The organism is Pseudomonas sp. UBA3153, assembly GCF_002364635.1.
Classification (GTDB): domain Bacteria; phylum Pseudomonadota; class Gammaproteobacteria; order Pseudomonadales; family Pseudomonadaceae; genus Pseudomonas_O; species Pseudomonas_O kuykendallii.
In genome coordinates, this window is the sequence record NZ_DEYR01000003.1 from 47073 (window position 1) to 70742 (window position 23670).

At 64.1% G+C, this 23670-nt stretch carries 25 protein-coding genes; 22 read left to right on the plus strand and 3 right to left on the minus strand.

What is annotated here, in order from left to right; genetic code table 11:
- Window positions 1-6 precede the first annotated feature (6 nt).
- The 7 genes from B2X67_RS01255 to hisC all read left to right on the plus strand — a co-directional run bounded on the left by B2X67_RS01255 (window position 7) and on the right by hisC (window position 6081).
- A complete protein-coding gene (locus B2X67_RS01255) occupies window positions 7-651 on the plus strand; it encodes an MlaC/ttg2D family ABC transporter substrate-binding protein (protein WP_286784366.1) in 645 nt (214 codons plus the stop codon).
- Window positions 648-965 carry an STAS domain-containing protein gene (locus B2X67_RS01260; protein ID WP_273232551.1) on the plus strand — a complete coding sequence of 106 codons (318 nt, stop codon included), beginning with the start codon at window positions 648-650 and terminating at the stop codon, window positions 963-965. The genes B2X67_RS01255 and B2X67_RS01260 overlap by 4 nt, the downstream gene beginning before the upstream one ends.
- A gap of 107 nt (window positions 966-1072) precedes the next feature.
- The gene (locus tag B2X67_RS01265) at window positions 1073-1312 is read left to right on the plus strand and encodes a BolA family protein (protein ID WP_282344290.1); all 240 of its coding nucleotides are present in this window, start codon (window positions 1073-1075) and stop codon (window positions 1310-1312) included.
- A 109-nt stretch (window positions 1313-1421) separates the two neighbouring features.
- The gene (murA, locus tag B2X67_RS01270; protein WP_090226472.1) at window positions 1422-2687 is read left to right on the plus strand and encodes a UDP-N-acetylglucosamine 1-carboxyvinyltransferase; all 1266 of its coding nucleotides are present in this window, start codon (window positions 1422-1424) and stop codon (window positions 2685-2687) included.
- Between the two features lie 12 nt (window positions 2688-2699).
- Window positions 2700-3332, plus strand: a complete 633-nt coding sequence (gene hisG / locus B2X67_RS01275; RefSeq protein WP_090226474.1) for an ATP phosphoribosyltransferase — start codon at window positions 2700-2702, stop codon at window positions 3330-3332.
- A gap of 242 nt (window positions 3333-3574) precedes the next feature.
- Entirely contained in the window at window positions 3575-4882 is a 1308-nt protein-coding gene (hisD, locus tag B2X67_RS01280; RefSeq protein WP_286784367.1) for a histidinol dehydrogenase, read from the plus strand.
- Window positions 4883-5013: 131 nt separating this feature from the next.
- Window positions 5014-6081, plus strand: coding sequence for a histidinol-phosphate transaminase (hisC, locus tag B2X67_RS01285; protein WP_286784368.1), 1068 nt, complete (start codon window positions 5014-5016; stop codon window positions 6079-6081).
- A gap of 65 nt (window positions 6082-6146) precedes the next feature.
- Here the strand turns inward: hisC and algW are convergent, their stop codons facing one another.
- Window positions 6147-7322, minus strand: a complete 1176-nt coding sequence (gene algW / locus B2X67_RS01290; RefSeq protein ID WP_273232564.1) for a Do family serine endopeptidase AlgW — start codon at window positions 7320-7322, stop codon at window positions 6147-6149.
- A gap of 243 nt (window positions 7323-7565) precedes the next feature.
- On the opposite strand from algW, the gene B2X67_RS01295 reads away from it, so the two are divergent.
- From B2X67_RS01295 to cysN, 3 genes are all read left to right on the plus strand, one after another.
- The gene (locus B2X67_RS01295) at window positions 7566-8324 is read left to right on the plus strand and encodes a Nif3-like dinuclear metal center hexameric protein (protein WP_282341975.1); all 759 of its coding nucleotides are present in this window, start codon (window positions 7566-7568) and stop codon (window positions 8322-8324) included.
- A 132-nt stretch (window positions 8325-8456) separates the two neighbouring features.
- Window positions 8457-9374, plus strand: a complete 918-nt coding sequence (gene cysD / locus B2X67_RS01300) for a sulfate adenylyltransferase subunit CysD (protein WP_282341973.1) — start codon at window positions 8457-8459, stop codon at window positions 9372-9374.
- A gap of 1 nt (window position 9375) precedes the next feature.
- Window positions 9376-11274: a sulfate adenylyltransferase subunit CysN gene (gene cysN, locus B2X67_RS01305; RefSeq protein ID WP_286784369.1), complete on the plus strand. Its 1899-nt coding sequence runs from the start codon at window positions 9376-9378 to the stop codon at window positions 11272-11274.
- A 229-nt stretch (window positions 11275-11503) separates the two neighbouring features.
- Here the strand turns inward: cysN and B2X67_RS01310 are convergent, their stop codons facing one another.
- Entirely contained in the window at window positions 11504-11944 is a 441-nt protein-coding gene (locus B2X67_RS01310; protein ID WP_090226492.1) for a YhcB family protein, read from the minus strand.
- Window positions 11945-12173: 229 nt separating this feature from the next.
- Here B2X67_RS01310 and B2X67_RS01315 point away from each other — a divergent pair, with 229 nt between their 5' ends.
- From B2X67_RS01315 to zapE, 3 genes are all read left to right on the plus strand, one after another.
- Entirely contained in the window at window positions 12174-12803 is a 630-nt protein-coding gene (locus B2X67_RS01315; RefSeq protein WP_286784370.1) for an alpha/beta hydrolase, read from the plus strand.
- A gap of 26 nt (window positions 12804-12829) precedes the next feature.
- Window positions 12830-14185: a tryptophan--tRNA ligase gene (locus B2X67_RS01320; RefSeq protein WP_286784371.1), complete on the plus strand. Its 1356-nt coding sequence runs from the start codon at window positions 12830-12832 to the stop codon at window positions 14183-14185.
- A 194-nt stretch (window positions 14186-14379) separates the two neighbouring features.
- Complete coding sequence (gene zapE / locus B2X67_RS01325; protein ID WP_282341981.1) at window positions 14380-15471, plus strand: cell division protein ZapE; 1092 nt, start codon at window positions 14380-14382, stop codon at window positions 15469-15471.
- Window positions 15472-15531: 60 nt separating this feature from the next.
- Here the strand turns inward: zapE and B2X67_RS01330 are convergent, their stop codons facing one another.
- Window positions 15532-16425, minus strand: coding sequence for a GlxA family transcriptional regulator (locus tag B2X67_RS01330; RefSeq protein ID WP_286784429.1), 894 nt, complete (start codon window positions 16423-16425; stop codon window positions 15532-15534).
- A gap of 260 nt (window positions 16426-16685) precedes the next feature.
- On the opposite strand from B2X67_RS01330, the gene B2X67_RS01335 reads away from it, so the two are divergent.
- The 9 genes from B2X67_RS01335 to B2X67_RS01375 all read left to right on the plus strand — a co-directional run bounded on the left by B2X67_RS01335 (window position 16686) and on the right by B2X67_RS01375 (window position 23669).
- Window positions 16686-17822, plus strand: coding sequence for an acyl-CoA dehydrogenase family protein (locus tag B2X67_RS01335; protein WP_282341966.1), 1137 nt, complete (start codon window positions 16686-16688; stop codon window positions 17820-17822).
- Window positions 17823-17873: 51 nt separating this feature from the next.
- Complete coding sequence (gene nfi, locus B2X67_RS01340) at window positions 17874-18596, plus strand: deoxyribonuclease V (protein ID WP_286784372.1); 723 nt, start codon at window positions 17874-17876, stop codon at window positions 18594-18596.
- A gap of 266 nt (window positions 18597-18862) precedes the next feature.
- A complete protein-coding gene (rplM, locus tag B2X67_RS01345) occupies window positions 18863-19291 on the plus strand; it encodes a 50S ribosomal protein L13 (RefSeq protein ID WP_090226511.1) in 429 nt (142 codons plus the stop codon).
- Window positions 19292-19305: 14 nt separating this feature from the next.
- Window positions 19306-19698: a 30S ribosomal protein S9 gene (rpsI, locus tag B2X67_RS01350; RefSeq protein ID WP_090226514.1), complete on the plus strand. Its 393-nt coding sequence runs from the start codon at window positions 19306-19308 to the stop codon at window positions 19696-19698.
- 252 nt (window positions 19699-19950) lie between these two features.
- Window positions 19951-20544 carry a ubiquinol-cytochrome c reductase iron-sulfur subunit gene (gene petA / locus B2X67_RS01355; protein WP_273232586.1) on the plus strand — a complete coding sequence of 198 codons (594 nt, stop codon included), beginning with the start codon at window positions 19951-19953 and terminating at the stop codon, window positions 20542-20544.
- Complete coding sequence (locus B2X67_RS01360) at window positions 20544-21755, plus strand: cytochrome b (protein ID WP_090226519.1); 1212 nt, start codon at window positions 20544-20546, stop codon at window positions 21753-21755. The genes petA and B2X67_RS01360 overlap by 1 nt, the downstream gene beginning before the upstream one ends.
- Window positions 21755-22537 (plus strand): cytochrome c1, encoded by a 783-nt coding sequence (locus B2X67_RS01365; RefSeq protein WP_286784373.1) that lies wholly within the window; start codon window positions 21755-21757, stop codon window positions 22535-22537. The genes B2X67_RS01360 and B2X67_RS01365 overlap by 1 nt, the downstream gene beginning before the upstream one ends.
- A 91-nt stretch (window positions 22538-22628) precedes the next feature.
- Window positions 22629-23246 (plus strand): glutathione S-transferase N-terminal domain-containing protein, encoded by a 618-nt coding sequence (locus B2X67_RS01370; RefSeq protein WP_090226524.1) that lies wholly within the window; start codon window positions 22629-22631, stop codon window positions 23244-23246.
- Between the two features lie 15 nt (window positions 23247-23261).
- Entirely contained in the window at window positions 23262-23669 is a 408-nt protein-coding gene (locus tag B2X67_RS01375) for a ClpXP protease specificity-enhancing factor (RefSeq protein ID WP_090226526.1), read from the plus strand.
- Window position 23670: the final 1 nt, after the last annotated feature.

Genomic DNA, 23670 nt, shown 5'->3' on the forward strand with positions numbered 1-23670 from the left:
TGCACCATGATGACTGCCTTGCGCCACGGCCTGCTGATCCTGCTTGCCGCTCTGCCGCTCTTCGCCAACGCCGCGCCCTCTGCGCAGCAGGTCGTGCAAAAGACCGTGGACGAGCTGCTTTCCGACCTGCAGGCCAACAAGCAGCAGTACAGCACCGACCGCGAAGCCTTCTACAAGGCGCTCAACGACATCCTTGGGCCGGTGGTCGACTCCCAGGGCATTTCGCGCAGCATCATGACCGTGAAGTACTCGCGCAAAGCGTCGCCCGAGCAGATCAGCCGCTTCGAGGAAAACTTCAAGCGCAGCCTGATGCAGTTCTACGGCAACGCGCTGCTCGAGTACGACAACCAGGACATCAGGGTGCAGTCCGCCAAGGAAGACGGCGAGCGCGCTACGGTCGGCATGAACGTCACCGACAGCAAGGGCACCGTCTACCCGATTTCCTACACCCTGGTGAAGCTGAACGATCAGTGGATGCTGCGCAACGTGATCATCAACGGCATCAACATCGGCAAGCTGTTCCGCGACCAGTTCGCCGACGCCATGCAGAAGAACGGCAACGACCTGGACAAGACCATCGACGGCTGGGCCCAGGTGGTCGAGAAGGCCAAGGAAACCGACGCCGGCAAGAAGGCGGCGGCCGCGCAATGAGCGACGTCAGCCTTGCCAGCATTCGCGAGGATGCGCCGGGTGAACTGGCCCTGGTCGGCGTGATCGACTACGGCTCGGGGCCGGCCTTGCGCGAAGCCGGTCGCGAGCTGATCGCGGCGAGCAGCGTCAATCGTCTGGTCATCGACTGCGCCGACGTGGAGAAATCCAGCAGCGTCGGCGTTTCCCTGCTGCTGTCGTTCATGCGCGATGCCAGGCAGGCCGGCAAGTCGCTGGTGGTGCGCAATCTGCCCTGCGACATGCGGCAGATCGCGCAGGTGAGCGAGGTGCTCGAGGTTCTGCCGCTGGAAGCCTGACCGCGTCCGATCTGCGGATTCGCAGGCGCAAGGCTTTTTTTGTATCATTGCCGGCCCGCGAGCCCAGGCTCTGCCGTCAAGTATTCGTGCGTCGATCGAGGTTCAACATGCAGGCCACACAAGTGAAACAATTCCTGGAAGAGAAACTGCCGGGAGCCGTGGTGGAAGTCGAAGGCGAAGGCTGCAATTTCCAGTTGAACCTGATCAGCGACGAGTTGGCCGCGCTCGGCCCGGTCAAGCGCCAGCAGCAGGTCTACAGCCATCTCAATCCCTGGATCGCCGACGGCAGCATCCATGCGGTGACCATGAAGTTCTACAGCCAGAGCGCTTGGGCTGAGCGCGGCTGAGGCGCGCCGTTCACCTCGACACCCCATTCACCAGGCAGCCGCGCACCCCTTCGCCGCGGCGCCCGATTCATCCAACGCGGCCCGCGAGCCTGCTGGCGACGAGATTCCCATGGACAAACTGATCATTACCGGCGGCATTCCCCTGAAGGGTGAAATCCGCATCTCCGGGGCGAAGAACTCGGCGCTGCCGATCCTCGCCGCGACCCTGCTGGCCGACACCCCGGTCACCGTGTGCAACCTGCCGCACCTGCACGACATCACCACCATGATCGAGCTGTTCGGCCGCATGGGCGTGGAGCCGGTGATCGACGAGAAGCTCAGCGTCGAAGTCGATGCCAGCAGCATCAAGACGCTGGTCGCGCCCTACGAGCTGGTCAAGACCATGCGTGCCTCGATCCTCGTGCTCGGCCCGATGGTCGCCCGTTTCGGCGAGGCCGAAGTGGCGCTGCCTGGCGGTTGCGCGATCGGTTCGCGTCCGGTCGACCTGCACATTCGCGGTCTCGAGGCGATGGGCGCGCAGATCGATGTCGAAGGCGGCTACATCAAGGCTCGCGCGCCGGCGGGCGGCCTGCGCGGCGCCAAGTTCTTCTTCGATACGGTCAGCGTGACCGGCACCGAGAACATCATGATGGCCGCGGCCCTGGCCAACGGCCGCAGCGTGCTGGAAAACGCCGCGCGCGAGCCCGAAGTGGTTGACCTGGCCAACTTCCTGATCGCCATGGGCGCGCAGATCAGCGGTGCCGGCACCGACACCATCGTCATCGACGGCGTCAAGCGCCTCGGCGGCGGACGCTACAGCGTGATGCCCGACCGCATCGAGACCGGCACCTACCTCGCCGCTGCCGCCGCCACCGGTGGCCGGGTGAAGCTCAAGGACACCGATCCGACCATCCTCGAAGCCGTGCTGCTCAAACTCCAGGAAGCCGGCGCTTCGATCGATACCGGCGACAACTGGATCGCCCTCGACATGAAGGGCAATCGGCCGAAGGCAGTGAACATCCGTACCGCGCCGTACCCGGCGTTCCCGACCGACATGCAGGCGCAGTTCATCTCCCTCAACGCCATCGCCGAAGGCACTGGCGCGGTGATCGAGACGGTGTTCGAGAACCGCTTCATGCACGTCTACGAGATGAACCGCATGGGCGCGCAAATCCTCGTCGAAGGCAACACCGCCATCGTCACCGGCGTGCCGAAGCTTAAGGGCGCTCCCGTCATGGCCACCGACCTGCGCGCCTCCGCCAGTCTGGTGATCGCCGGCCTGGTGGCCGAGGGCGACACGCTGATCGACCGCATCTACCACATCGACCGTGGCTACGAGTGCATCGAGGAAAAACTGCAGTTGCTGGGCGCGAAGATCCGTCGCGTGCCGGGCTAGTAAGGAACCGCAATGCTCACCATCGCGCTGTCCAAGGGACGCATTCTCGACGACACCCTGCCGCTGCTGGCCGAGGCCGGCATCGTGCCGACCGAGAATCCGGACAAGAGCCGCAAGCTGATCATCCCCACCACTCAGGATGACGTGCGCCTGCTGATCGTTCGCGCCACCGACGTGCCGACCTACGTCGAGCACGGTGCCGCCGACCTCGGCGTAGCCGGCAAGGACGTGCTGATGGAGTACGGCGGGCAGGGCCTCTACGAGCCGCTCGATCTGCGCATCGCCAAGTGCAAGCTGATGACCGCCGGCGCCATCGGCGCGCCGATGCCCAAGGGCCGGCTGCGCGTGGCGACCAAGTTCGTCAACGTCGCCAAGCGCTACTACGCCGAGCAGGGTCGCCAGGTCGACATCATCAAGCTCTACGGTTCGATGGAGCTGGCGCCGCTGGTGGGCCTGGCCGACAAGATCATCGACGTGGTCGACACCGGCAACACTCTGAAGGCCAACGGCCTCGAAGCGCAGGAGCTGATCGCCACCATCAGCTCCCGGCTGATCGTCAACAAGGCTTCGATGAAGATGCAGCATGCGCGCATCCAGGCGCTGATCGACACCCTGCGCGCGGCCGTCGAACGACACCATCACTGACCACCGTGCGGCCCGGCCGCATCCGCCTATCCGCGTCATAGCCATATTCTCAGGTGCCCGCGCGGACGGCTTGGTAGTCTAGCGGCGCCTGAGACCTGTCCACGATCCGCCGCGCCGATCGGGCCGTGTCGAAAGCGTATCCGGGGTGGCTTCATGAACCGCTCCGTGCCGCTTTTGCCCCGCCTCCTCTGCGTGCGCGATGATCCCGACAGCTCATCGAATCGCCAATCAAGAGGCTCGCCATGACCGCTCCCATCGCCATCCGCCGACTCGACGCCACCGATCCGGATTTCGCCACGCATCTGGATCATCTGCTGAGCTGGGAGAGCGTGTCCGACGAGGGCGTCAACCAGCGCGTGCTGGACATCATCCGCGCCGTGCGCGAGCGCGGCGACGCGGCGCTGGTCGACTACACCCGCCAGTTCGACGGCCTCGACGTCGCCAGCATGGCCGACCTGATCCTGCCCCGCGAGCGCCTGGAGCTGGCGCTGCAGCGCATCACCCCGGCACAGCGCGAGGCGCTGGAGAAGGCCGCGGAGCGGGTGCGCAGCTACCACGAGAAACAGAAACAGGACTCCTGGACGTACACCGAGGCCGACGGCACGGTGCTCGGGCAGAAGGTCACGCCGCTGGACCGCGCCGGGCTCTACGTGCCGGGCGGCAAGGCCTCGTATCCGTCGTCGGTGCTGATGAATGCGATTCCCGCCAAGGTGGCCGGGGTGCCGGAGGTGGTGATGGTGGTGCCGACGCCACGCGGCGAGATCAACGAGATCGTCCTCGCCGCCGCCGCCATTTCCGGTGTCGACCGGGTGTTCACCATCGGCGGCGCCCAGGCCGTCGCCGCGCTGGCCTACGGCACGCAGAGCGTGCCGCCAGTGGACAAGATCGTCGGGCCGGGCAACATCTACGTCGCCACCGCCAAGCGCCACGTGTTCGGCAAGGTCGGCATCGACATGATCGCCGGTCCCTCGGAAATCCTCGTCGTCTGCGACGGCAAGACCGATCCGGACTGGATCGCCATGGACCTATTCTCCCAGGCCGAGCACGACGAGGACGCGCAGTCGATCCTGGTCAGCGCGGACGCCGCCTTCCTCGATCGCGTCGCCGAAAGCATCGCCCGGCTGCTGCCGACGATGGAGCGCGAGGCGATCATCCGCGCCTCCATCGAAGGCCGCGGCGCACTGATCCACGTCGCCGACACGGCCCAGGCCATTGAAGTCGCCAACCGTATCGCGCCCGAGCACCTCGAGCTGTCGGTGGCCGAGCCGGAGCAGTGGCTGCCGCAGATCCGCCACGCCGGAGCGATCTTCATGGGGCGTTACACCGCCGAAGCGCTGGGCGACTACTGCGCCGGGCCGAACCACGTGCTGCCGACCTCCGGCACCGCGCGGTTCTCCTCGCCGCTGGGCGTGTACGACTTCCAGAAGCGCTCGTCGATCATCCACTGCTCGGCCGCCGGTGCCTCCGAGCTGGGCAAGGTGGCCTCTGTGCTCGCTCGCGGCGAGTCTCTGACCGCTCACGCGCGTAGTGCCGAGTACCGGATCAAGTGAGTAGGGTGCGCCGTGCGCACCTTGTGAGTGTTCCGGTGCGCACGGCGCACCCTATGGGATCGTAGCTTCGTGCATCGAGCGAAGCGATACCCGTCACCCCTAATGCAACGTATTCGAGGAGAGAAGGGCAGATGAGCAAATTCTGGAGCCCCTTCGTCAAGAACCTGGTGCCCTACGTGCCGGGCGAGCAGCCGAAGCTGACCAAACTGGTCAAGCTGAACACCAACGAGAACCCCTATGGCCCGTCGCCGAAAGCGATCGCCGCCATGCAGGCCGAGCTGGGCGACGCCCTGCGCCTGTACCCGGACCCGAACGGCGAGCGCCTCAAGCAGGCGGTTGCCGCGTTCCATGGCGTGCGCGCGGAGCAGGTCTTCGTCGGCAACGGTTCCGACGAGGTCCTGGCCCACGCGTTCTACGGGCTGTTCCAGCACGACCAGCCGCTGCTGTTCCCGGACATCAGCTACAGCTTCTATCCGGTCTATTGCGGCCTCTACGGCATCGATTACCGCACCGTACCGCTGGATGACGCCTTCCAGATCCGCATCGAGGATTACGCGCAACCCAACGGCGGCATCGTCTTCCCCAACCCGAACGCGCCGACCGGCTGCCTGCTCGGTCTCGACGCCATCGAGCGACTGCTCGGCGCCAACCCCGACTCGGTGGTGCTGGTCGACGAGGCGTACATCGACTTCGGCGGTGTCAGCGCGGTGAGCCTGGTGGATCGCTACCCGAACCTGCTGGTCTGCCAGACCTTGTCGAAGTCGCGCTCGCTGGCCGGGTTGCGCGTCGGCCTGGCGATCGGTCACCCGCAGCTGATCGAAGCGCTGGAACGCGTCAAGAACAGCTTCAACTCCTACCCGCTGGATCGCATCGCCATCGCCGGCGCGGCGGCGGCGTTCGAGGACCGGGCGTATTTCGAGCAGACCTGCGCGGCGGTGATCGACAGCCGCGAGAAGCTGGTGGGCGAGCTGAAGGGGCTGGGGTTCGAGGTGTTGCCGTCGGCGGCGAACTTCGTCTTCGCCCGGCATCCGCAGCGCGATGCGGCGCAGCTGGCGGCCGGGGTGCGCGAGCAGGGCGTCATCGTGCGACACTTCACGGCGCCGCGCATCGCCCAGTTCCTGCGCATCAGCATCGGTACGCCGGAGCAGAACGCGGCGTTGATCGAGGCGCTGTCCGGGCTGGGCCTGCCGCAGGCCTGAGCGAAGCACGGGTAAGAAAAGGCCGGGGCGCGTCGTGCGTCCCGGCCTTTTTCGTTGCGGCGGGCCTACTTCTTGTTCGGCGTCGCGGCCGGGGCAGGGGGCGCCGGGGGCGGGCGCACGCCGACCGGAGCCTTGAAACTCAGCGGCTTGCCGTTGCGCAGCACGTCGATGGTGACGTTCTCGCCGGGGTGCACGCGGGCGACCTGGTTCATCGCCGCGCGACCGTCCCGCGCGGTCACGCCGTCGATGCTGACGATTACGTCGCCGGGTTGCAGGCCGGCCTTCTGCGCGGGGCCTCCGTTATAGACGCCAGCCACCAGCACGCCGCTGTCCAGCTTGAACGAGGTCGCCAGTTCGGGCGTCAACTGCTGCACCTCGATCCCCAGCCAGCCGCGGATCACCTGGCCGTGCTCGATGATCGCCTCCATCACTTCCTGAGCCAGCTTCACCGGGATGGCGAAGCCGATGCCCAGCGAGCCGCCGCTGGTGCTGTTGGAGAAGATCGCGGTGTTGATGCCGATCAGATTGCCCTGCACGTCGACTAGCGCCCCGCCGGAGTTGCCGGGGTTGATCGCGGCGTCGGTCTGGATGAAGTCGGCGTAGGTGTTCAGCTTCTGGTCCTGGTAGCGGCCGGTGGCGCTGATGATGCCCATGGTCACCGTCTGGCCGACGCCGAAGGGGTTGCCGATGGCCAGTACGACGTCGCCGACGGCGATGTCGTCGGAGCGGCCGAGGGTGATCGCGGGCAGCTTCGGCAGGTCGATCTTGAGTACCGCGAGATCGGTTTCCGGGTCGCTGCCGACCACCCGGGCGAGGGCGTCGCGGCCGTCCTTGAGGGCCACGATGATCTGGTCGGCGCCGGCGGTAACGTGGTTGTTGGTCAGCAGGTAGCCTTCGTGGCTCATGATCACCGCGGAGCCGAGGCTCGATTCCATGCGCCGCTGGCGGGGCATGTTGTCACCGAAGAAACGGCGGAACAGCGGGTCATCGAGCAATGGGTTGCTGGCCTTGTTGATCACCTTGGTGGTGTACAGGTTGGCCACCGCCGGCGCCGCGGCGACCACCGCGCTGGCGTAGGACACCGGGCCCTGCCGCTGCGGCAGGATCGAGATCGGCGCCTGCTGCAGGTTGACCTCGTGGCTGGGCATGCCGACCCATTCGGGATAGCGCTGAATGATCAGCATCGCCAGCAGCAAACCCACCACCAGGGGCCAGGCGAAGAAGCGCAGAGCCTTGAGCATCGCAGGAAAGTCTCGTCGGGAAATGGAGCGCGCCGTATCGGCGTCGCGGGTCGTACTGGCAGCGGTGCGGCGCGGATCGGTCCCCGCGCGGCGCCCGAAGTGGCGGCATTATAAGGGCTGTCCTGGTAAAAACGAGGGGCAGCGGTTTCACCTGCTGCCGCGCTTTTCCGTAGTATGGACAGCCCTTGCCGAAGTCTGCCTCCGGGCCGGCTTCTGGTCCCGACCCCTTGAGTGGAGAAGCCCATGGCCGTCGCCCTGAGTGCCCTGGTCGAAGAGGCCGACCGTTACCTGAATGCCGCACGCATCCAGGATTACTGCCCCAATGGCCTGCAGGTCGAAGGGCGACCGCAGGTGCAGCGGATCGTCAGCGGCGTGACCGCGAGCCAGGCCCTGCTGGACGCCGCGGCCGAGGTCGAGGCGGACGTGGTGCTGGTCCATCACGGTTACTTCTGGAAGAGCGAAGATCCCTGCGTGGTCGGCATGAAGCGCCGCCGCCTGAAGACCCTGCTGGCCCACGACATGAGCCTGCTGGCCTATCACCTGCCGCTGGACGTGCATGCCGAGGTCGGCAACAACGTGCAGCTGGCGCGCCAGCTCGACCTGATCGTCGAGGGCCCGCTGGAGCCGGACAATCCGCGCAACGTGGCGCTGGTGGGGTCGCTCGCCGAACCCATGGCGGCGCGGGATTTCGCCCGGCGCGTGCAGAACGTTCTGCTGCGCGAACCGCTGCTGATCGAGGGCGATACGCCGATCCAGCGGGTCGCCTGGTGCACGGGCGGGGCGCAGGGCTACATCGATCAGGCGATCGCCGCCGGCGTCGACCTGTACCTCACCGGCGAGGCGTCGGAGCAGACCTTCCACAGCGCGCGGGAGAATGGCGTTAGCTTCATCGCCGCCGGCCACCACGCCACGGAGCGCTACGGCGTGCAGGCGCTCGGCGATTATCTGGCGCGCCGATTCGCCCTCGAACACCTGTTCATCGATTGCCCCAACCCGATCTGAGCAGGCGTTTCCGAGGGCATAACGCTAGATCGTTTCGATCTAGATGGCTCCCTGAATAGAAGAAGGCGCTGTGCTAGAGTGCGCGCTCGTCCACGGCCCGCTGGCCGTATGTACCCCTATCCGTGAGTAGCCATGGTCGACAAACTGACGCATCTGAAGCAGCTGGAAGCCGAGAGCATCCACATCATTCGCGAGGTCGCCGCCGAGTTCGACAACCCGGTGATGCTGTATTCCATCGGCAAGGATTCCGCCGTGATGCTGCACCTGGCGCGCAAGGCCTTCTTCCCCGGCAAGCTGCCGTTCCCGGTCATGCACGTCGATACGCGCTGGAAATTCCAGGAGATGTACCGATTCCGCGACAAGATGGTCGCCGAGATGGGCCTCGATCTGATCACCCACATCAACCCTGACGGCGTGGCGCAGAACATCAACCCCTTCACCCACGGCAGTGCCAAGCACACCGACGTCATGAAGACCGAAGGGCTGAAGCAGGCGCTCGACAAATACGGTTTCGATGCCGCCTTCGGTGGCGCGCGGCGCGACGAAGAGAAGTCCCGCGCGAAAGAGCGCGTGTATTCCTTCCGCGACAGCAAGCATCGCTGGGACCCGAAGAACCAGCGTCCCGAGCTGTGGAACGTCTACAACGGAAAGGTGAAGAAGGGCGAGTCGATCCGCGTGTTCCCGCTCTCCAACTGGACCGAGCTGGATATCTGGCAGTACATCTATCTGGAACAGATCCCGATCGTGCCGCTGTATTTCGCGGCCGAGCGCGACGTCATCGAGAAGAACGGCACGCTGATCATGATCGACGACGATCGCATCCTCGAGCACCTTTCCGACGAAGAGAAAGCCCGTATCACCAAGAAGATGGTGCGTTTCCGCACCCTCGGCTGCTACCCGCTGACCGGCGCGGTGGAGTCCGAGGCGACCAGCCTCACCGACATCATCCAGGAAATGCTCCTGACCCGGACTTCCGAACGCCAGGGCCGCGTGATCGATCACGACGGCGCGGGCTCCATGGAAGAGAAAAAACGTCAGGGGTACTTTTGATATGTCGCACCAATCCGAGCTGATCAGCGAGGACATCCTCGCCTACCTGGCCCAGCACGAACGCAAGGAGCTGCTGCGCTTCCTCACCTGCGGCAACGTCGACGACGGCAAGAGCACCCTGATCGGGCGCCTGCTGCACGACTCCAAGATGATCTATGAGGACCATCTGGAAGCCATCACCCGCGACTCCAAGAAGGTCGGCACCACTGGTGACGACATCGACCTGGCGCTGCTGGTCGACGGTCTGCAGGCCGAGCGCGAGCAGGGCATCACCATCGATGTCGCCTACCGCTATTTCTCCACCGCCAAGCGCAAGTTCATCATCGCCGATACCCCCGGCCATGAGCAGTACACCCGCAACATGGCCACCGGTGCGTCCACCTGCGACCTGGCGATCATCCTCATCGATGCGCGCTACGGCGTGCAGACGCAGACCAAGCGCCATAGCTTCATCGCCTCCCTGCTGGGTATCCGTCACATCGTCGTGGCGATCAACAAGATGGACATCAACGGTTTCGACCAGTCGGTGTTCGAGCAGATCAAGGCCGATTACCTGGCGTTCGCCGAGCACATCCAGCTCAAGCCGACCACCCTCGAGTTCGTGCCGATGTCGGCGCTCAAGGGCGACAACGTGGTCAACCGCAGCGAGCGCTCGCCCTGGTACACCGGCAAGTCGCTGATGGAAATCCTCGAGACCGTAGAGATCGCCGGCGACCGCAATTTCGACGACATGCGCTTCCCGGTGCAGTACGTCAACCGGCCGAACCTGAACTTCCGCGGCTTCGCCGGCACCCTGGCCAGCGGCGTGGTGCACAAGGGTGACGACGTCGTCGTGCTGCCGTCGGGCAAGGGCAGCCGGGTTAAGTCCATCGTCACCTACGAGGGCGAACTGGAGCAGGCCGGGCCTGGCCAGGCGATCACCCTGACCCTGGAAGACGAGATCGACGTGTCGCGCGGCGACATGCTGGTGCACGCTGACAATCGTCCCCAAGTGGTCGACAGCTTCGACGCCATGCTGGTGTGGATGGCCGAAGAGCCGATGCTGCCGGGCAAGAAATACGACATCAAGCGCGCCACCAGCTACGTACCGGGCTCGATTGCCAGCCTCGCCCACAAGATCGATATCAACGAACTGCAGGAAGTGCCGGCGAGCACCCTGGCGCTCAACGAGATCGGTAAGGTGCGCATCGCCCTGGATGCCTCCATCGCCCTCGACGGCTACGCGCAAAACCGCACCACCGGCGCCTTCATCGTCATCGACCGGCTCACCAACGGCACTGTCGGCGCCGGCATGATCGTCGCGCAGCCGCTCGGTAGCGGCGCTGGCGGTCATCACGGCGCGCTGGCGCACGTGTCCACCGAGGAGCGCGCCGCACGTTTCGGCCAGCAGCCGGCCACCGTGCTGTTCAGCGGCCTTTCCGGCGCGGGCAAGAGCACCCTGGCCTACGCGGTCGAGCGCAAGCTGTTCGATTCAGGTCGCGCGGTCTACGTGCTGGACGGCCAGAACCTGCGCCACGACCTGAACAAGGGCCTGCCGCAGGACCGTTCCGGGCGCACCGAGAACTGGCGCCGTGCCGCCCACGTGGCACGCCAGTTCAACGAGGCCGGCCTGCTGACGCTGGCCGCGTTCGTCGCCCCGGACGCCGAAGGGCGCGAGCAGGCGAAGACCCTCATCGGCGCGCAGCGGCTGATCACCGTGCACGTCAAGGCGTCCCTGGAAGCCTGCCGCGCGCGCGATCCGCAAGGGTTGTACGCCGCCGGGCAGGGCAACATCCCGGGCGATTCCTTCGCCTACGACGAGCCGCAGGATGCCGATCTGGTCATCGATACCGAACAGGTTTCGCTGGAAGAGGGTGTCAGGCAGGTGCTGGAGTTGCTTCGCCAGCGCGGCGCGATCTAACCCGGCACGCGGCCCGCGGCGTTGAAAGCTGCGGGATCGCCGGACAGGTTCTGAAACGCCGTACGCCAAAAAAAGCCCCGCTCGTGCGGGGCTTTTTCATGTCTGGAGCGCGCGTCGGGTGCCGCGCTTCTCGTCAGGCGCCAGGCGATCTTCCGTGGTGCCGGTTTCACCGCGTGCGACCAACAAAAAGCCCCGCATTGGCGGGGCATTCGTCAACCAGTTTGCGACGTCAGTGGCGATTCTTCAGCCCGTAGCCTTCGGCCAGTGTGCCGGCGGTGTCGGCGCTTTTCGGCGCATAGTCCTTCGGCACTTCGACGCTCGCCGGCGGCGTCAGGCGTTCGCGCGGGCTGTAGGCTTCGTCGGCGTGCAGCGCGGCGAGCAGGCGCTGGCGCGTCAGCTCGTCCAGGGCCAGACGGTTGGCGCCGTCGGACAGGTGCTCCTGCACGTCCTGATAGCTTTGGGTGAGTTTCTTCACCAGGCCGGCGGTGGTGTTGAAGTGGGTGACCACTTCGCTCTGATAGGTATCGAAGCGTTCCTGCAGATCGTCGAGTTGACGCTGCGTGCGATTGGGCGCGGCGTGCGGCAGCAGGCGGGCGACCAGAAAACCGATGGCGATGCCGGCGAGCAGGGTGAGGGCCGGTAGCAACCAGGCCGTAAGCGTCTGTTCCACGAGTCCTTCCTCTATAAACGGCTTTGCTTTACGTTACCGGCTCGGGCCTGGGCTGTATACCGCGATGCGTGTCGCCAGGCTTGTCGTCGCGGCTTTCATGACCGCGACGCCGGATGCGATCGAGGGATCTCGCGATCCCTCTGCCCGGTGGTTTTTCGCGCAGTCCGCTGAAATCCGCCGGGGTTCAACCAAGACGAGTCGACCCGCCACGAGGTCACGGAGTTCCCCCTTGCTCACCCGCGAAACCCCCTTGCTGCTCGACGGCCCCTGCGGCCAACTCGAAGCCCTTCACCTCGACCTGCCCGAGGCCCGTGGCCTGGCGCTGGTCTGCCATCCCAATCCGATCCAGGGCGGCACCATGCTGAACAAGGTGGTTTCCACCCTGCAGCGTTCCGCCCGCGATTCTGGCTACACGACGTTGCGTTTCAATTACCGCGGCGTCGGCGCCAGTGCCGGCGCCTCGGACATGCGCGAGGGCGAAGTGGACGATGCCGAGGCCGCGGCCGACTGGCTGCTGGCGCAGCATCCGGGATTGCCGCTGACGCTGCTCGGCTTCTCCTTCGGCGGCTTCGTCGTGGCCAGCCTGGCGGCGCGCCTCGAGGCGCGCGGCATCGCCGTGCAGAAGGTGTTCATGATCGCGCCGGCGGTGATGCGCCTGGGTGCCGACTTCGTCCTGCCGTCGCACGGGCAGATCACCCTGATCCAGCCTGAGCAGGACGAGGTGATCGAGCCGCAGCGGGTGTTCGACTGGAGCGCGGCGCAGGCGCGTGCCCATGAGCTGCTGAAAGTGGCAGAATGCGGCCACTTTTTTCACGGCAAACTGACCGATCTGAAAGATCTGCTGCTGCCTCGCCTCTGACCGAACGCCGCCAACAAGCGAACGCCATGACCACACGCATCCTCACCGGAATCACCACCACCGGCACGCCGCACCTGGGCAACTACGCCGGCGCCATTCGCCCGGCGATCGTCGCCAGCCGCGATCCGCGGGCGGATTCGTTCTATTTCCTCGCCGACTACCACGCGCTGATCAAGTGCGACGACCCGCTGCGCATCCAGCGCTCGCGCCTGGAGATCGCCGCCACCTGGCTGGCCTGCGGGCTGGACCCCGAGCGCGCGACCTTCTACCGGCAGTCGGACATCCCGGAAATCCCCGAGCTGACCTGGCTGCTCACCTGTGTCGCCGGCAAGGGCCTGCTCAACCGGGCGCACGCCTACAAGGCCTCGGTGGACAAGAACCTGGAGAGCGGCGAGGACCCGGATGCCGGCGTGACCATGGGCCTGTTCAGCTACCCGATTCTGATGGCCGCCGACATCCTGATGTTCAACGCTCACAAGGTGCCGGTCGGGCGTGACCAGATCCAGCACGTGGAAATGGCTCGTGACATCGGCCAGCGCTTCAACCACCTGTTCGGTGCCGGCGGGGAGCTCTTCACCCTGCCCGAGGCGGTGATCGAAGAGGGCGTGGCGACGCTGCCGGGACTGGACGGGAGAAAGATGTCGAAGAGCTACGACAACACCATCCCGCTGTTCGGCAGCGCCAGGCAGCTCAAGGATGCCATCGCCCGCATCGTCACCGACTCGCGCGCCCCTGGCGAGCCGAAGGACCCGGACAACTCGCACCTGTTCACCCTCTACCAGGCCTTCGCCACGCCCACCCAGTTGGCGGCTTTCCGCGACGAGCTGCTGAGCGGCCTGGCCTGGGGCGAAGCCAAGCAGCGCCTGTTCCAGCTGCTCGACGACGAGCTCGGCGAGGCGCGCGAACGCTACCACGCCCTGGTCGAGCGTCCGTCCGATCTGGAGGACATCCTCCTTGCCGGCGCCGCCAAGGCGCGCAGGACCGCCACGCCGTTCCTCGAGCAGTTGCGCGAGTCGGTCGGCCTGCGCTCGTTCCGCAGCCAGGCGCAGGGCCCCGCCGGCGGCAAGAAGAAGGCCGCCAAGGGGGCGCGGTTCGTCAGCTTCCGCGAGCGCGACGGCAGCTTCCAGTTCCGCTTTCTCGCCGCCGATGGCGAAGAGCTGCTGCTTTCGCGTGCCTTCGCCGACCCCAAGGCGGCGGGTGCCGCCAGCCAGCGCGTTGTCGAGGAGGGCGCCGACGCGCTCGACCTGCGCGCCGATGCCGATCGCTTCGCGCTGTGGCTCGATGGCGAGCTGCTGGCGCAGAGTCCGGCCTACGCCGACGCGTCGCAGCGTGATGCCGGCATGGCGCGGCTGCGCGAGGCGCTCTCCAGCCTCGTCGCCTGACGGAACATAGTGGCGCGCGCGTTCTCCAACGACGTGCGCCACGCAACGCCGCGGTCCTCGCGGTGCTCTCATCGCTGGCAACCGTCCGCCTTATCTGCAACCGTGAGGACAGTGCCTTGAACGACCTCAGCCAATTGCCAACCCCGGAGGCCGCCGCTAAAGTGTCGGCCCCGCTTCACGACCCCGACCCGGCCATGACCCCTCTTGAGCGCTATCAGGCTGACCTGAAACGTCCCGACTTCTTCCACGATGCGGCGCAGGAAACAGCTGTGCGGCACCTGCAACGCCTGTACGACGACCTCGTGGCGGAGCAGAACAAATCCGGCCTGCTGGGCAAGCTGTTCGGCAAGAAGCGCCAGGGGCCGATCAAGGGCCTGTACTTCTGGGGCGGTGTCGGCCGCGGCAAGACCTACCTGGTCGATACCTTCTTCGACGCGTTGCCGTTCAAGGAAAAGACCCGCACGCACTTCCACCGCTTCATGAAGCGCGTGCACGAGGAAATGAAGACCCTCAAGGGCGAGAAGAACCCGCTGACCATCATCGGCAAGCGTTTCGCCGACGAGAGCCGGGTGATCTGCTTCGACGAGTTCTTTGTTTCAGACATCACCGACGCGATGATCCTGGCGACCCTGCTCGAGGAGCTGTTCAAGAATGGCGTGAGCCTGGTGGCGACCTCCAACATCGTTCCCGACGGCCTCTACAAGGACGGCCTGCAGCGCGCGCGCTTCCTGCCCGCCATCGAGCTGTTGAAGAAGCACACCGAGATCGTCAACGTCGACAGCGGCGTCGACTACCGCTTGCGCGCGCTGGAGCAGGCCGAGCTGTTCCACTGGCCGCTTTCCGCCGAGGTCGATGCGCTCATGGCGCAGAGCTTCGTCAGCCTGCTGCACGACTGCGAGCACGCCGAGGACGATGTCGACCTGATGGTCGAGAACCGTGCCATCCATGCGCGCCGTGTCTGCCAGGACGTCGCCTGGTTCGACTTCCGCGATATCTGCGACGGCCCGCGCAGCCAGAACGACTACATCGAGCTTGGCAAGGTCTACCACGCGGTGCTGGTCTCGAATGTCGAGAAGATGGACGCCGCGAAGGACGACATGGCGCGCCGCTTCATCAACCTCGTGGACGAGTTCTACGACCGCAACGTCAAGCTCATCCTCTCCGCCGAGGTCGAGTTGAAGGACCTCTATAGCGGCGGCCGGCTGACCTTCGAGTTCCAGCGCACCCTGAGCCGTTTGCTGGAAATGCAGTCGCACGAGTTCCTCGCGCGCCCGCACCGTCCCTGACCCGTTGCGCGGCGGGCGTCTGCTCGCCGCGCCGGCCGGAATCCTTTTCTTCCCGAATGCTCAAGCGTCCTTGCGGTGGAACTGCTGCCGATAGCGGTTCGGCGACAGCTCGGTGTGCTGGCGGAAGAGGCGGGCGAAGAAGCTCGCGTCGTCGTAACCCACTTCGTAGCTGATCGTCTTGATGCTCTTGCGCGTCGCCGAGAGCAGGCCCTTGGCCGTCTCGATGCGCAGGCGTTGCAGGTAATGCAGCGGTTTGTCGCCGGTGGCGGCCTGGAAGCGGCGCATGAAATTGCGAATGCTCATGCCGTGTTCGCGGGCGACGTCCTCGAAACGGAACTTGTCGGCGAAGTGCTCCTCCAGCCAGTGCTGGATCTGCAGCACGGCGACGTCCTGGTGCAGCTTCTGCCCGCCGAAGCCGATTCTTCCCGGCGTGTAGCTGCGTTGCACCTCGAAGAGAATATCGCGCGACACGCCCTGCGCCACCGCGGCGCCGCAGAAACGTTCGATCAGGTAGATGTAGAGGTCGCAGGCGGACGTCACGCCGCCGGCGCAGTAGAGGTTGTCGGCGTCGGTGAGGTGCTTGTCCTGGTTCAGCTGCACGCGTGGATAACGGCGGGCGAACTCCTCATGGAAGCGCCAGTAGGTGGTCGCTTCCTTGCCATCGAGCAGCCCGGCTTCGGCCATCCAGAACACTCCGGTGGCCTCGCCGCAGATGGCACCTCCGGCGGTGTGGCAGTCGCGCAACCACTGCAGGACCTGCGGATGTCGCTCGCGCAGCGCATCGAAGTTGCCCCAGAACGCCGGCAGGATGATCGCGTCGGCGGCTTGCAGCCCGCCATTCACCGGGATGCTGACGTCGCTGAAGCTTCGTACCGGGCGGCCGTCGGGGCTCACAAGGTGGATTTCCAGCGTAGGGCCCAGGCCGAGCTGCTTGCCGTGGCGCACGCTGGCCATGTGGAAGAAGTCTTTTGCCTGCATCAGCGTCGAGCCGAAGGAGCCTTCGGTGGCGAGAATGCTGACCCGCAGGGGCACGGAGGTCGCATTTGGCATGCTCTTGTTCTTATAGGTAAATAGTGGGGTATAAGCGTCAGTTTCCGGCAGGATCGTCTTATTTTTTGTCGCTTGTGTCCAGTGTGTAGCGGGTCGGCGTGACCTACAGTCTCGGGCTCATGCTGCCTACAACTCCAATAACAGACGCATCCGAAGGTGATCCGATGATTCCCAGAACCCCGTTCAATTCCGACCACGAACTCTTTCGCGACAGCGTGCGCAAGTTCCTCGAGCAGGAGGCGGTGCCGTTCCACGCGCAGTGGGAGAAGGACGGTCACATCGACCGGAACCTCTGGAACAAGGCCGGCGAGGCGGGGATGCTCTGCTCGCATCTGCCGGAGGAATACGGCGGCATGGCGGCGGATTTTCTCTACAGCACCGTGGTGATCGAGGAGGTCGGCCGGCTGGGCCTGACCGGTATCGGCTTCTCGCTGCATTCGGACATCGTCGCGCCTTACATCCTGCATTACGGCAGCGAGACGCTGAAACAGAAGTACCTGCCACGGATGGTGACGGGCGAACTGGTCACGGCGATCGCGATGACCGAGCCGGGAGCGGGGTCCGACCTGCAGGGCGTCAAGACCACCGCAGTGGAGGACGGCGACGAGTACGTCATCAACGGCTCGAAGACCTTCATCACCAACGGTTTTCTCGCCGACCTAGTGATCGTCGTCGCCAAGACCGATCCCAAGGCGGGCGCCAAGGGCACCAGCCTGTTCCTGGTCGAGGCGGGAACGCCCGGCTTTTCCAAGGGCAAGCGCCTGGAGAAGGTTGGCATGAAGGCGCAGGACACCTCCGAACTGTTCTTCCAGGATGTTCGGGTACCGAAGGAAAACCTCCTCGGCCAGGCCGGAATGGGCTTCGCCTATCTGATGCAGGAACTGCCCCAGGAGCGCCTCACCGTCGGCATTGGCGCCATGGCCTCGGCGGAGGCGGCGCTGAAGTGGACGCTGGATTACACCCGCGAGCGCAAGGCGTTCGGCAAGGCCATCGCGGACTTCCAGAACACCCGTTTCAAGCTCGCCGAGATGGCCACGGAAATACAGATCGGTCGGGTGTTTCTTGATCGCTGTCTCGAACTGCACCTGGACGGCAAGCTCGACGTGCCGACGGCGGCGATGCTCAAGTACTGGAGCACCGACCTGCAGTGCAAGGTGCTCGACGAGTGCGTGCAGTTGCATGGCGGTTACGGCTTCATGTGGGAATACCCGGTTGCCCGCGCCTGGGCCGACGCTCGGGTGCAGCGCATCTACGCCGGCACCAACGAGATCATGAAGGAAATCATCGCGCGCACACTCTAGCGAACCCGTCGGCCATGCGCTCGTCCAATCTGGATCACAGAGGAGAAGTGCATGTCCGAGGTCGTCGCTTCGGCGAATCCAGTGTTCCAGGGCTGGGATGGCAGCGTGGCCAATGCCCGTGCCCTGCAGACCAGGCTCGCCGGGCAGGTTCGTATCGTCGATGACTATCCCCCGCTGCGGGTGATCGCCGGTGTCGACGTCGGTTTCGAGGAGGGCGGCGCCGTCACCCGCGCCGCGGCGGTGCTTCTCGATGCGCAGACGCTTCTACCGCTGGCGCAATCGGTGGCTCGAGTTCCCACCTGCATGCCCTATGTGCCGGGCCTGCTGTCCTTCCGCGAGCTGCCGGCGTTGCTGGTGCTGCTGGAATCGCTGCCGCGGCTGCCGGATCTGATCGTCTGCGACGGCCAAGGGATCGCTCATCCTCGTCGCCTGGGAATCGCCTCGCATCTGGGCGTGGTAACGGGGCTACCGACTATTGGCGTGGCGAAGAACATCCTCTGTGGCGAGCACGGCGAGCTGGCCGTCCAGCGAGGCGCGAAGGTGCCGCTCAAGCATCGGGGAGACATGATCGGTTGGGTCCTGCGCAGCAAGGATGGCGTGCGTCCGCTGATCGTTTCTCCGGGACATCGGGTCTCCATGCAGTCGGCTGTCGAGTTGGTTCTTGGCTGGGGGCGCGGCTATCGATTGCCGGAGCCGACCCGTCTGGCCGACCGTCTGGCGTCCCGCCGAGGACCGATGCCGGGGGCGGAGTCGCGGACGATGGAGCTGTTCTGAAGGCGGAGCCATTGCCCGAAAATGAAAAATCGGGTTGCTATTTCTGCAGTAATCGGCATAATTCCGCGGCTTTCTCGACGGGGATGCCTAGCTCGTTGGGATTGAAGGTGGGGATGCCTAGCCCGCCGAACCCTTTGCCGTAGCGGACGCGCTGACCCGAGCCCCCGATAGCGTCTGTTTCCGGCCGACCCTGACCTTGTCAGGGCAAGCACTATTCAGTAAGATTCGCCGTCTATTTTTCAGGGCGGCCCCTGAGGCTATAACGAATGAAGACTTTTACTGCGAAACCGGAAACCGTTAAGCGCGACTGGTACGTCGTCGACGCTGCCGGCCAGACCCTGGGTCGTCTGGCCACCGAAATTGCCAGCCGCCTGCGTGGCAAGCACAAGCCCGAATACACTCCGCACGTTGATACCGGCGACTACATCGTCGTGATCAATGCCGAGCAGGTTCGTGTTACCGGTGCCAAAACCACCGACAAAATGTACTACTCGCACTCCGGTTTCCCGGGTGGCATCAAGTCGATCAACTTCGAGAAGCTGATCGCCAAAGCCCCTGAGCGTGTGATCGAGACCGCGGTCAAAGGCATGCTGCCGAAGAACCCGCTGGGTCGCGACATGTATCGCAAGCTGAAGGTGTACAAGGGTGCCGCTCACCCGCACACCGCTCAGCAGCCTCAAGAACTGAAGTTTTAACGGGATAGCTCATTATGTCGGCGACTCAAAATTACGGCACTGGCCGTCGTAAGACCGCTACCGCTCGCGTCTTCCTGCGTCCGGGTACTGGCAACATCTCCATCAACAACCGCAGCCTGGACCAGTTCTTCGGTCGCGAAACCGCCCGCATGGTGGTTCGCCAGCCGCTGGAGCTGACCGAGACCGTCGAGAAGTTCGACATCTACGTCACCGTTCTCGGTGGTGGTGTCAGCGGCCAGGCCGGCGCGATTCGCCACGGCATCACCCGTGCCCTGATGGACTACGACGAGTCCCTTCGTCCTGCCCTGCGCAAAGCTGGCTTCGTTACTCGCGATGCCCGTGAAGTCGAACGTAAGAAGGTCGGTCTGCGTAAAGCGCGTAAGCGTCCGCAGTACTCCAAGCGCTAATTCGCTGGACCTCAAAAAACGCCCATCTCCTTGCGGATCTGGGCGTTTTTTTATGCGCGGTCGCTTTTGGTGTGACAACTTGACGCATCGTTGGAGTCCCCGTCGCACAAGGCGTTCAGCTGATTTGGGTCAGGTAATTACCTTGTCAGAAAAGGGGCTTTTCTTTACCATCTGGCAACTTTTTGCGCGACCCGAAATTTACCTAGTAGATGCCTGAACCAACAGGCCACAAAGCTGATGGGAGACGACTTAATGAGCAATGACGGCGTGAATGCTGGCCGGCGTCGCTTCCTCGTAGCAGCCACCTCCGTGGTGGGTGCTGCAGGAGCGGCGGGTGCCGCGGTCCCGTTTGTGGGATCGTGGTTCCCAAGCGCCAAGGCCAAGGCCGCAGGCGCACCGGTGAAGGTGAACATCAGCAAGATCGAGCCGGGTCAGCAAATGATTGCTGAGTGGCGCGGCCAGCCGGTTTTCATCGTTCGCCGCACCGAGGAGATTCTGAAGAACCTGGACAAGGTGGCTGCCAACGTGGCGGATCCGGAGTCCAAAGCGTCGGTTCAACCGACCTACGTCGATCCGAAACTGCGTTCGATCAAGCCGGAAATTCTCATTCTCGTGGGGCTCTGCACGCACCTTGGGTGCTCCCCGTCGTATCGTCCGGAAGTCGCTCCCGCCGACCTGGGGGCTGAATGGGTCGGTGGTTACTTCTGCCCATGCCATGGTTCCAAATATGACCTGGCCGGTCGCGTCTACAAATCGCAACCTGCTCCCTTGAACCTGCCGGTACCGCCGCATTCCTACGAATCGGATGCAGTGATCGTCGTCGGTGTGGACCAGGAGAAAGCCTGATGAGCAAATTCATGGAATGGGTCGATGCGCGCTTCCCCGCGACCAAGATGTGGGAAGACCATCTGTCCAAGTACTACGCACCGAAGAACTTCAACTTCTTCTATTTCTTTGGCTCCCTGGCGCTGCTGGTGCTGGTCAACCAGATTCTGACCGGTGTCTGGCTGACCATGAGCTTCACGCCGTCCGCCGAGGAAGCCTTCGCTTCCGTCGAATACATCATGCGCGACGTGGAGTACGGCTGGATCATCCGCTACATGCACTCGACGGGTGCCTCGGCGTTTTTCGTGGTGGTCTACCTGCACATGTTTCGCGGCCTGCTTTATGGTTCGTACCAGAAGCCACGCGAGCTGGTCTGGATCTTCGGCATGATGATCTACCTCGCGCTGATGGCCGAGGCCTTCATGGGCTATCTGCTGCCGTGGGGCCAGATGTCGTACTGGGGCGCGCAGGTGATCATTTCGCTGTTCGGTGCCATCCCAGTGATCGGCGATGACCTGACCCAGTGGATTCGCGGCGACTACCTGATCTCCGGCATCACCCTCAACCGCTTCTTCGCGTTGCACGTGATCGCACTGCCGATCGTTCTTCTCGGTCTGGTTGTGCTGCACATCCTGGCGTTGCACGAAGTCGGGTCGAACAACCCGCAGGGTGTGGACATCAAGAAGAAGAAGGACGAGAACGGCATTCCGCTCGACGGGATTCCTTTCCATCCCTACTACACCGTCAAGGACATCGTCGGCGTAGTGGTCTTCCTCTTCGTGTTCTGCGCGGTGATCTTCTTCTTCCCGGAAATGGGTGGGTATTTCCTCGAGAAACCCAACTTCGAAGTGGCCAACGCCTTTAAGACGCCCGAGCACATCGCTCCGGTGTGGTACTTCACGCCGTTCTACGCGATTCTCCGCGCCGTTCCGGACAAGCTCATGGGCGTCATCGCCATGGGTGCGGCGATTGCCGTGCTGTTCGTGCTGCCCTGGCTCGACCGTAGCCCGGTCAAGTCGATGATGTACAAGGGTTGGTTGAGCAAGGTGTGGCTGGCAGTTTTCTGCATCGCCTTCGTCATTCTGGGCGTGCTTGGCGTGCTGGCTCCGACTCCGGAGCGCACCTTGGCATCTCGGATCTGTACCGTTCTGTATTTCGCGTACTTCATCCTGATGCCGTTCTATACCAAGCTCGAGAAGACCAAACCGGTTCCGGAAAGGGTGAATGGCTGATGAAAAAGCAACTCGCTGCACTGATTTTTGCAATCCTGCCGGTATTCACCTTTGCCGCTGGTGGTCATGACGTCCATCTGGACAAGGTCGATGTCGACCTGTCCGACAAGGCTGCCATGCAGGACGGTCTGCGCACGTTCGCCAACTACTGCATGGGCTGCCACAGTGCGCAGTTCCAGCGTTACGAGCGCGTGGCCAAGGATCTCGGCATTCCCGAAGAAGTGATGCTGGAGAACGTGGTGCTCACCGGTGCCAAGATCGGTGACCACATGAAGAACGGCATGCATCCGGCCAACGCCAAGGTCTGGTTCGGCGCCGCGCCGCCGGATCTGACGCTGGTCGCCCGCGTTCGTGGCAACGACTGGCTGTACAGCTACCTGCGCGCTTTCTACGAAGACCCGGCGCGTCCTTGGGGTGTGAACAACAGGGTGTTCCCGAACGTTGGCATGCCCAACGTGCTGGGTAAATTGCAGGGCCGCCAGGTGGTGGGTTGCAAGCAGGTCCAACTGGTCGATGACGGCAAGAAGCAGTTCGATCCGCTCACCGGTACGCCGATTACCCACGAGGCGTGCGACCAGCTCACCGTCCTTCCGAATACCGGTGCCCAAACCGAAGAGCAGTTCGATGAAACGGTCAAGAATCTCGTGACCTTCCTCGCTTACTCGGCCAACCCGGTCAAACTGGAAAGCCAGCGCATCGGCACCTACGTGCTGCTGTATCTTGCCTTCTTCTTCGTGTTCGCCTACCTGCTCAAGCGCGAATACTGGAAAGACGTGCATTGATTCGCTGAGCGATTCATCTGATCCAACGCGCGCGCCCTTATTGGGCGCGCTGTGTTTTCTGCCCTTTTTATTTCAAGCGAGGAGGAGCGCCATGAGCGTAACCAATCGGTTGGCTTGCTATTCCGACCCCGCAGACCATTACTGCCATCGCGTGCGCCTGGTGCTTGCGGAAAAGGGAATAGCGGCGGAGATCATCGAGGTTCAGCCCGGGCGCTGCCCGCCGCGCTTGGCTGAAGCCAACCCATATGGCAGTGTGCCGACTCTGGTCGATCGCGATCTGGCCTTGTACGAGTCCACGGTGGTGATGGAATATCTCGAAGAGCGCTATCCTCATCCGCCGTTGATGCCGGTCTATCCGGTCGCTCGGGCCAATACCCGGCTACTGATTCACCGCATCCAGCGCGACTGGTGCGCGCTGGTGGATCGGATACTCGACACGCGCAGCAAGGAGGCAGAGCGTGTACAGGCGCGCAAGGAACTACGCGAGAGCCTGACCGGCGTTTCGCCGCTGTTTGGCGACAAACCGTACTTCCTCAGCGAGGAGATGAGCCTGGTGGATTGCTGCCTGCTTCCGATTCTCTGGCGTTTGCCCCTGTTGGGTATCGAGCTGCCGCGGCCGGCTAAGCCGCTGCTCGACTACATGGAGCGCCAATTCGCCCGCGAGGCCTTCAAGGCCAGTCTGTCTGCCGTCGAGCGCGACATGCGCTAACAGCAAGGAGCCTTCATGAACTCCAGTCGTCCCTATTTGATTCGCGCGCTTTACGAGTGGATCGTCGATAACCAATGTACGCCGCATCTGCTGGTGAACGCGGAATTCCCCAAGGTGCAGGTGCCTCCTGGCTACGCGGCTGACGGGCAGATCGTGCTCAACGTATCGCCCAGCGCGGTGCGGCACATGCACATGGACAACGAGGCGGTGAGTTTCGAAGGCCGTTTTGGCGGCGTCGCCCACAGCCTGTTCATTCCGGCGGCGGCCGTTCTGGCGATCTACGCGCGCGAGAATGGACAGGGCATGGTCTTCGATCTGGAGCCCACCAGCGCACCGGGTGAAGAGCCCGCAGACGACGGTGACGGTCCGGACGACGAGCCGCCGCGTCCGAGCGGGCGACCGAGCCTCAAGGTGGTGAAATGAA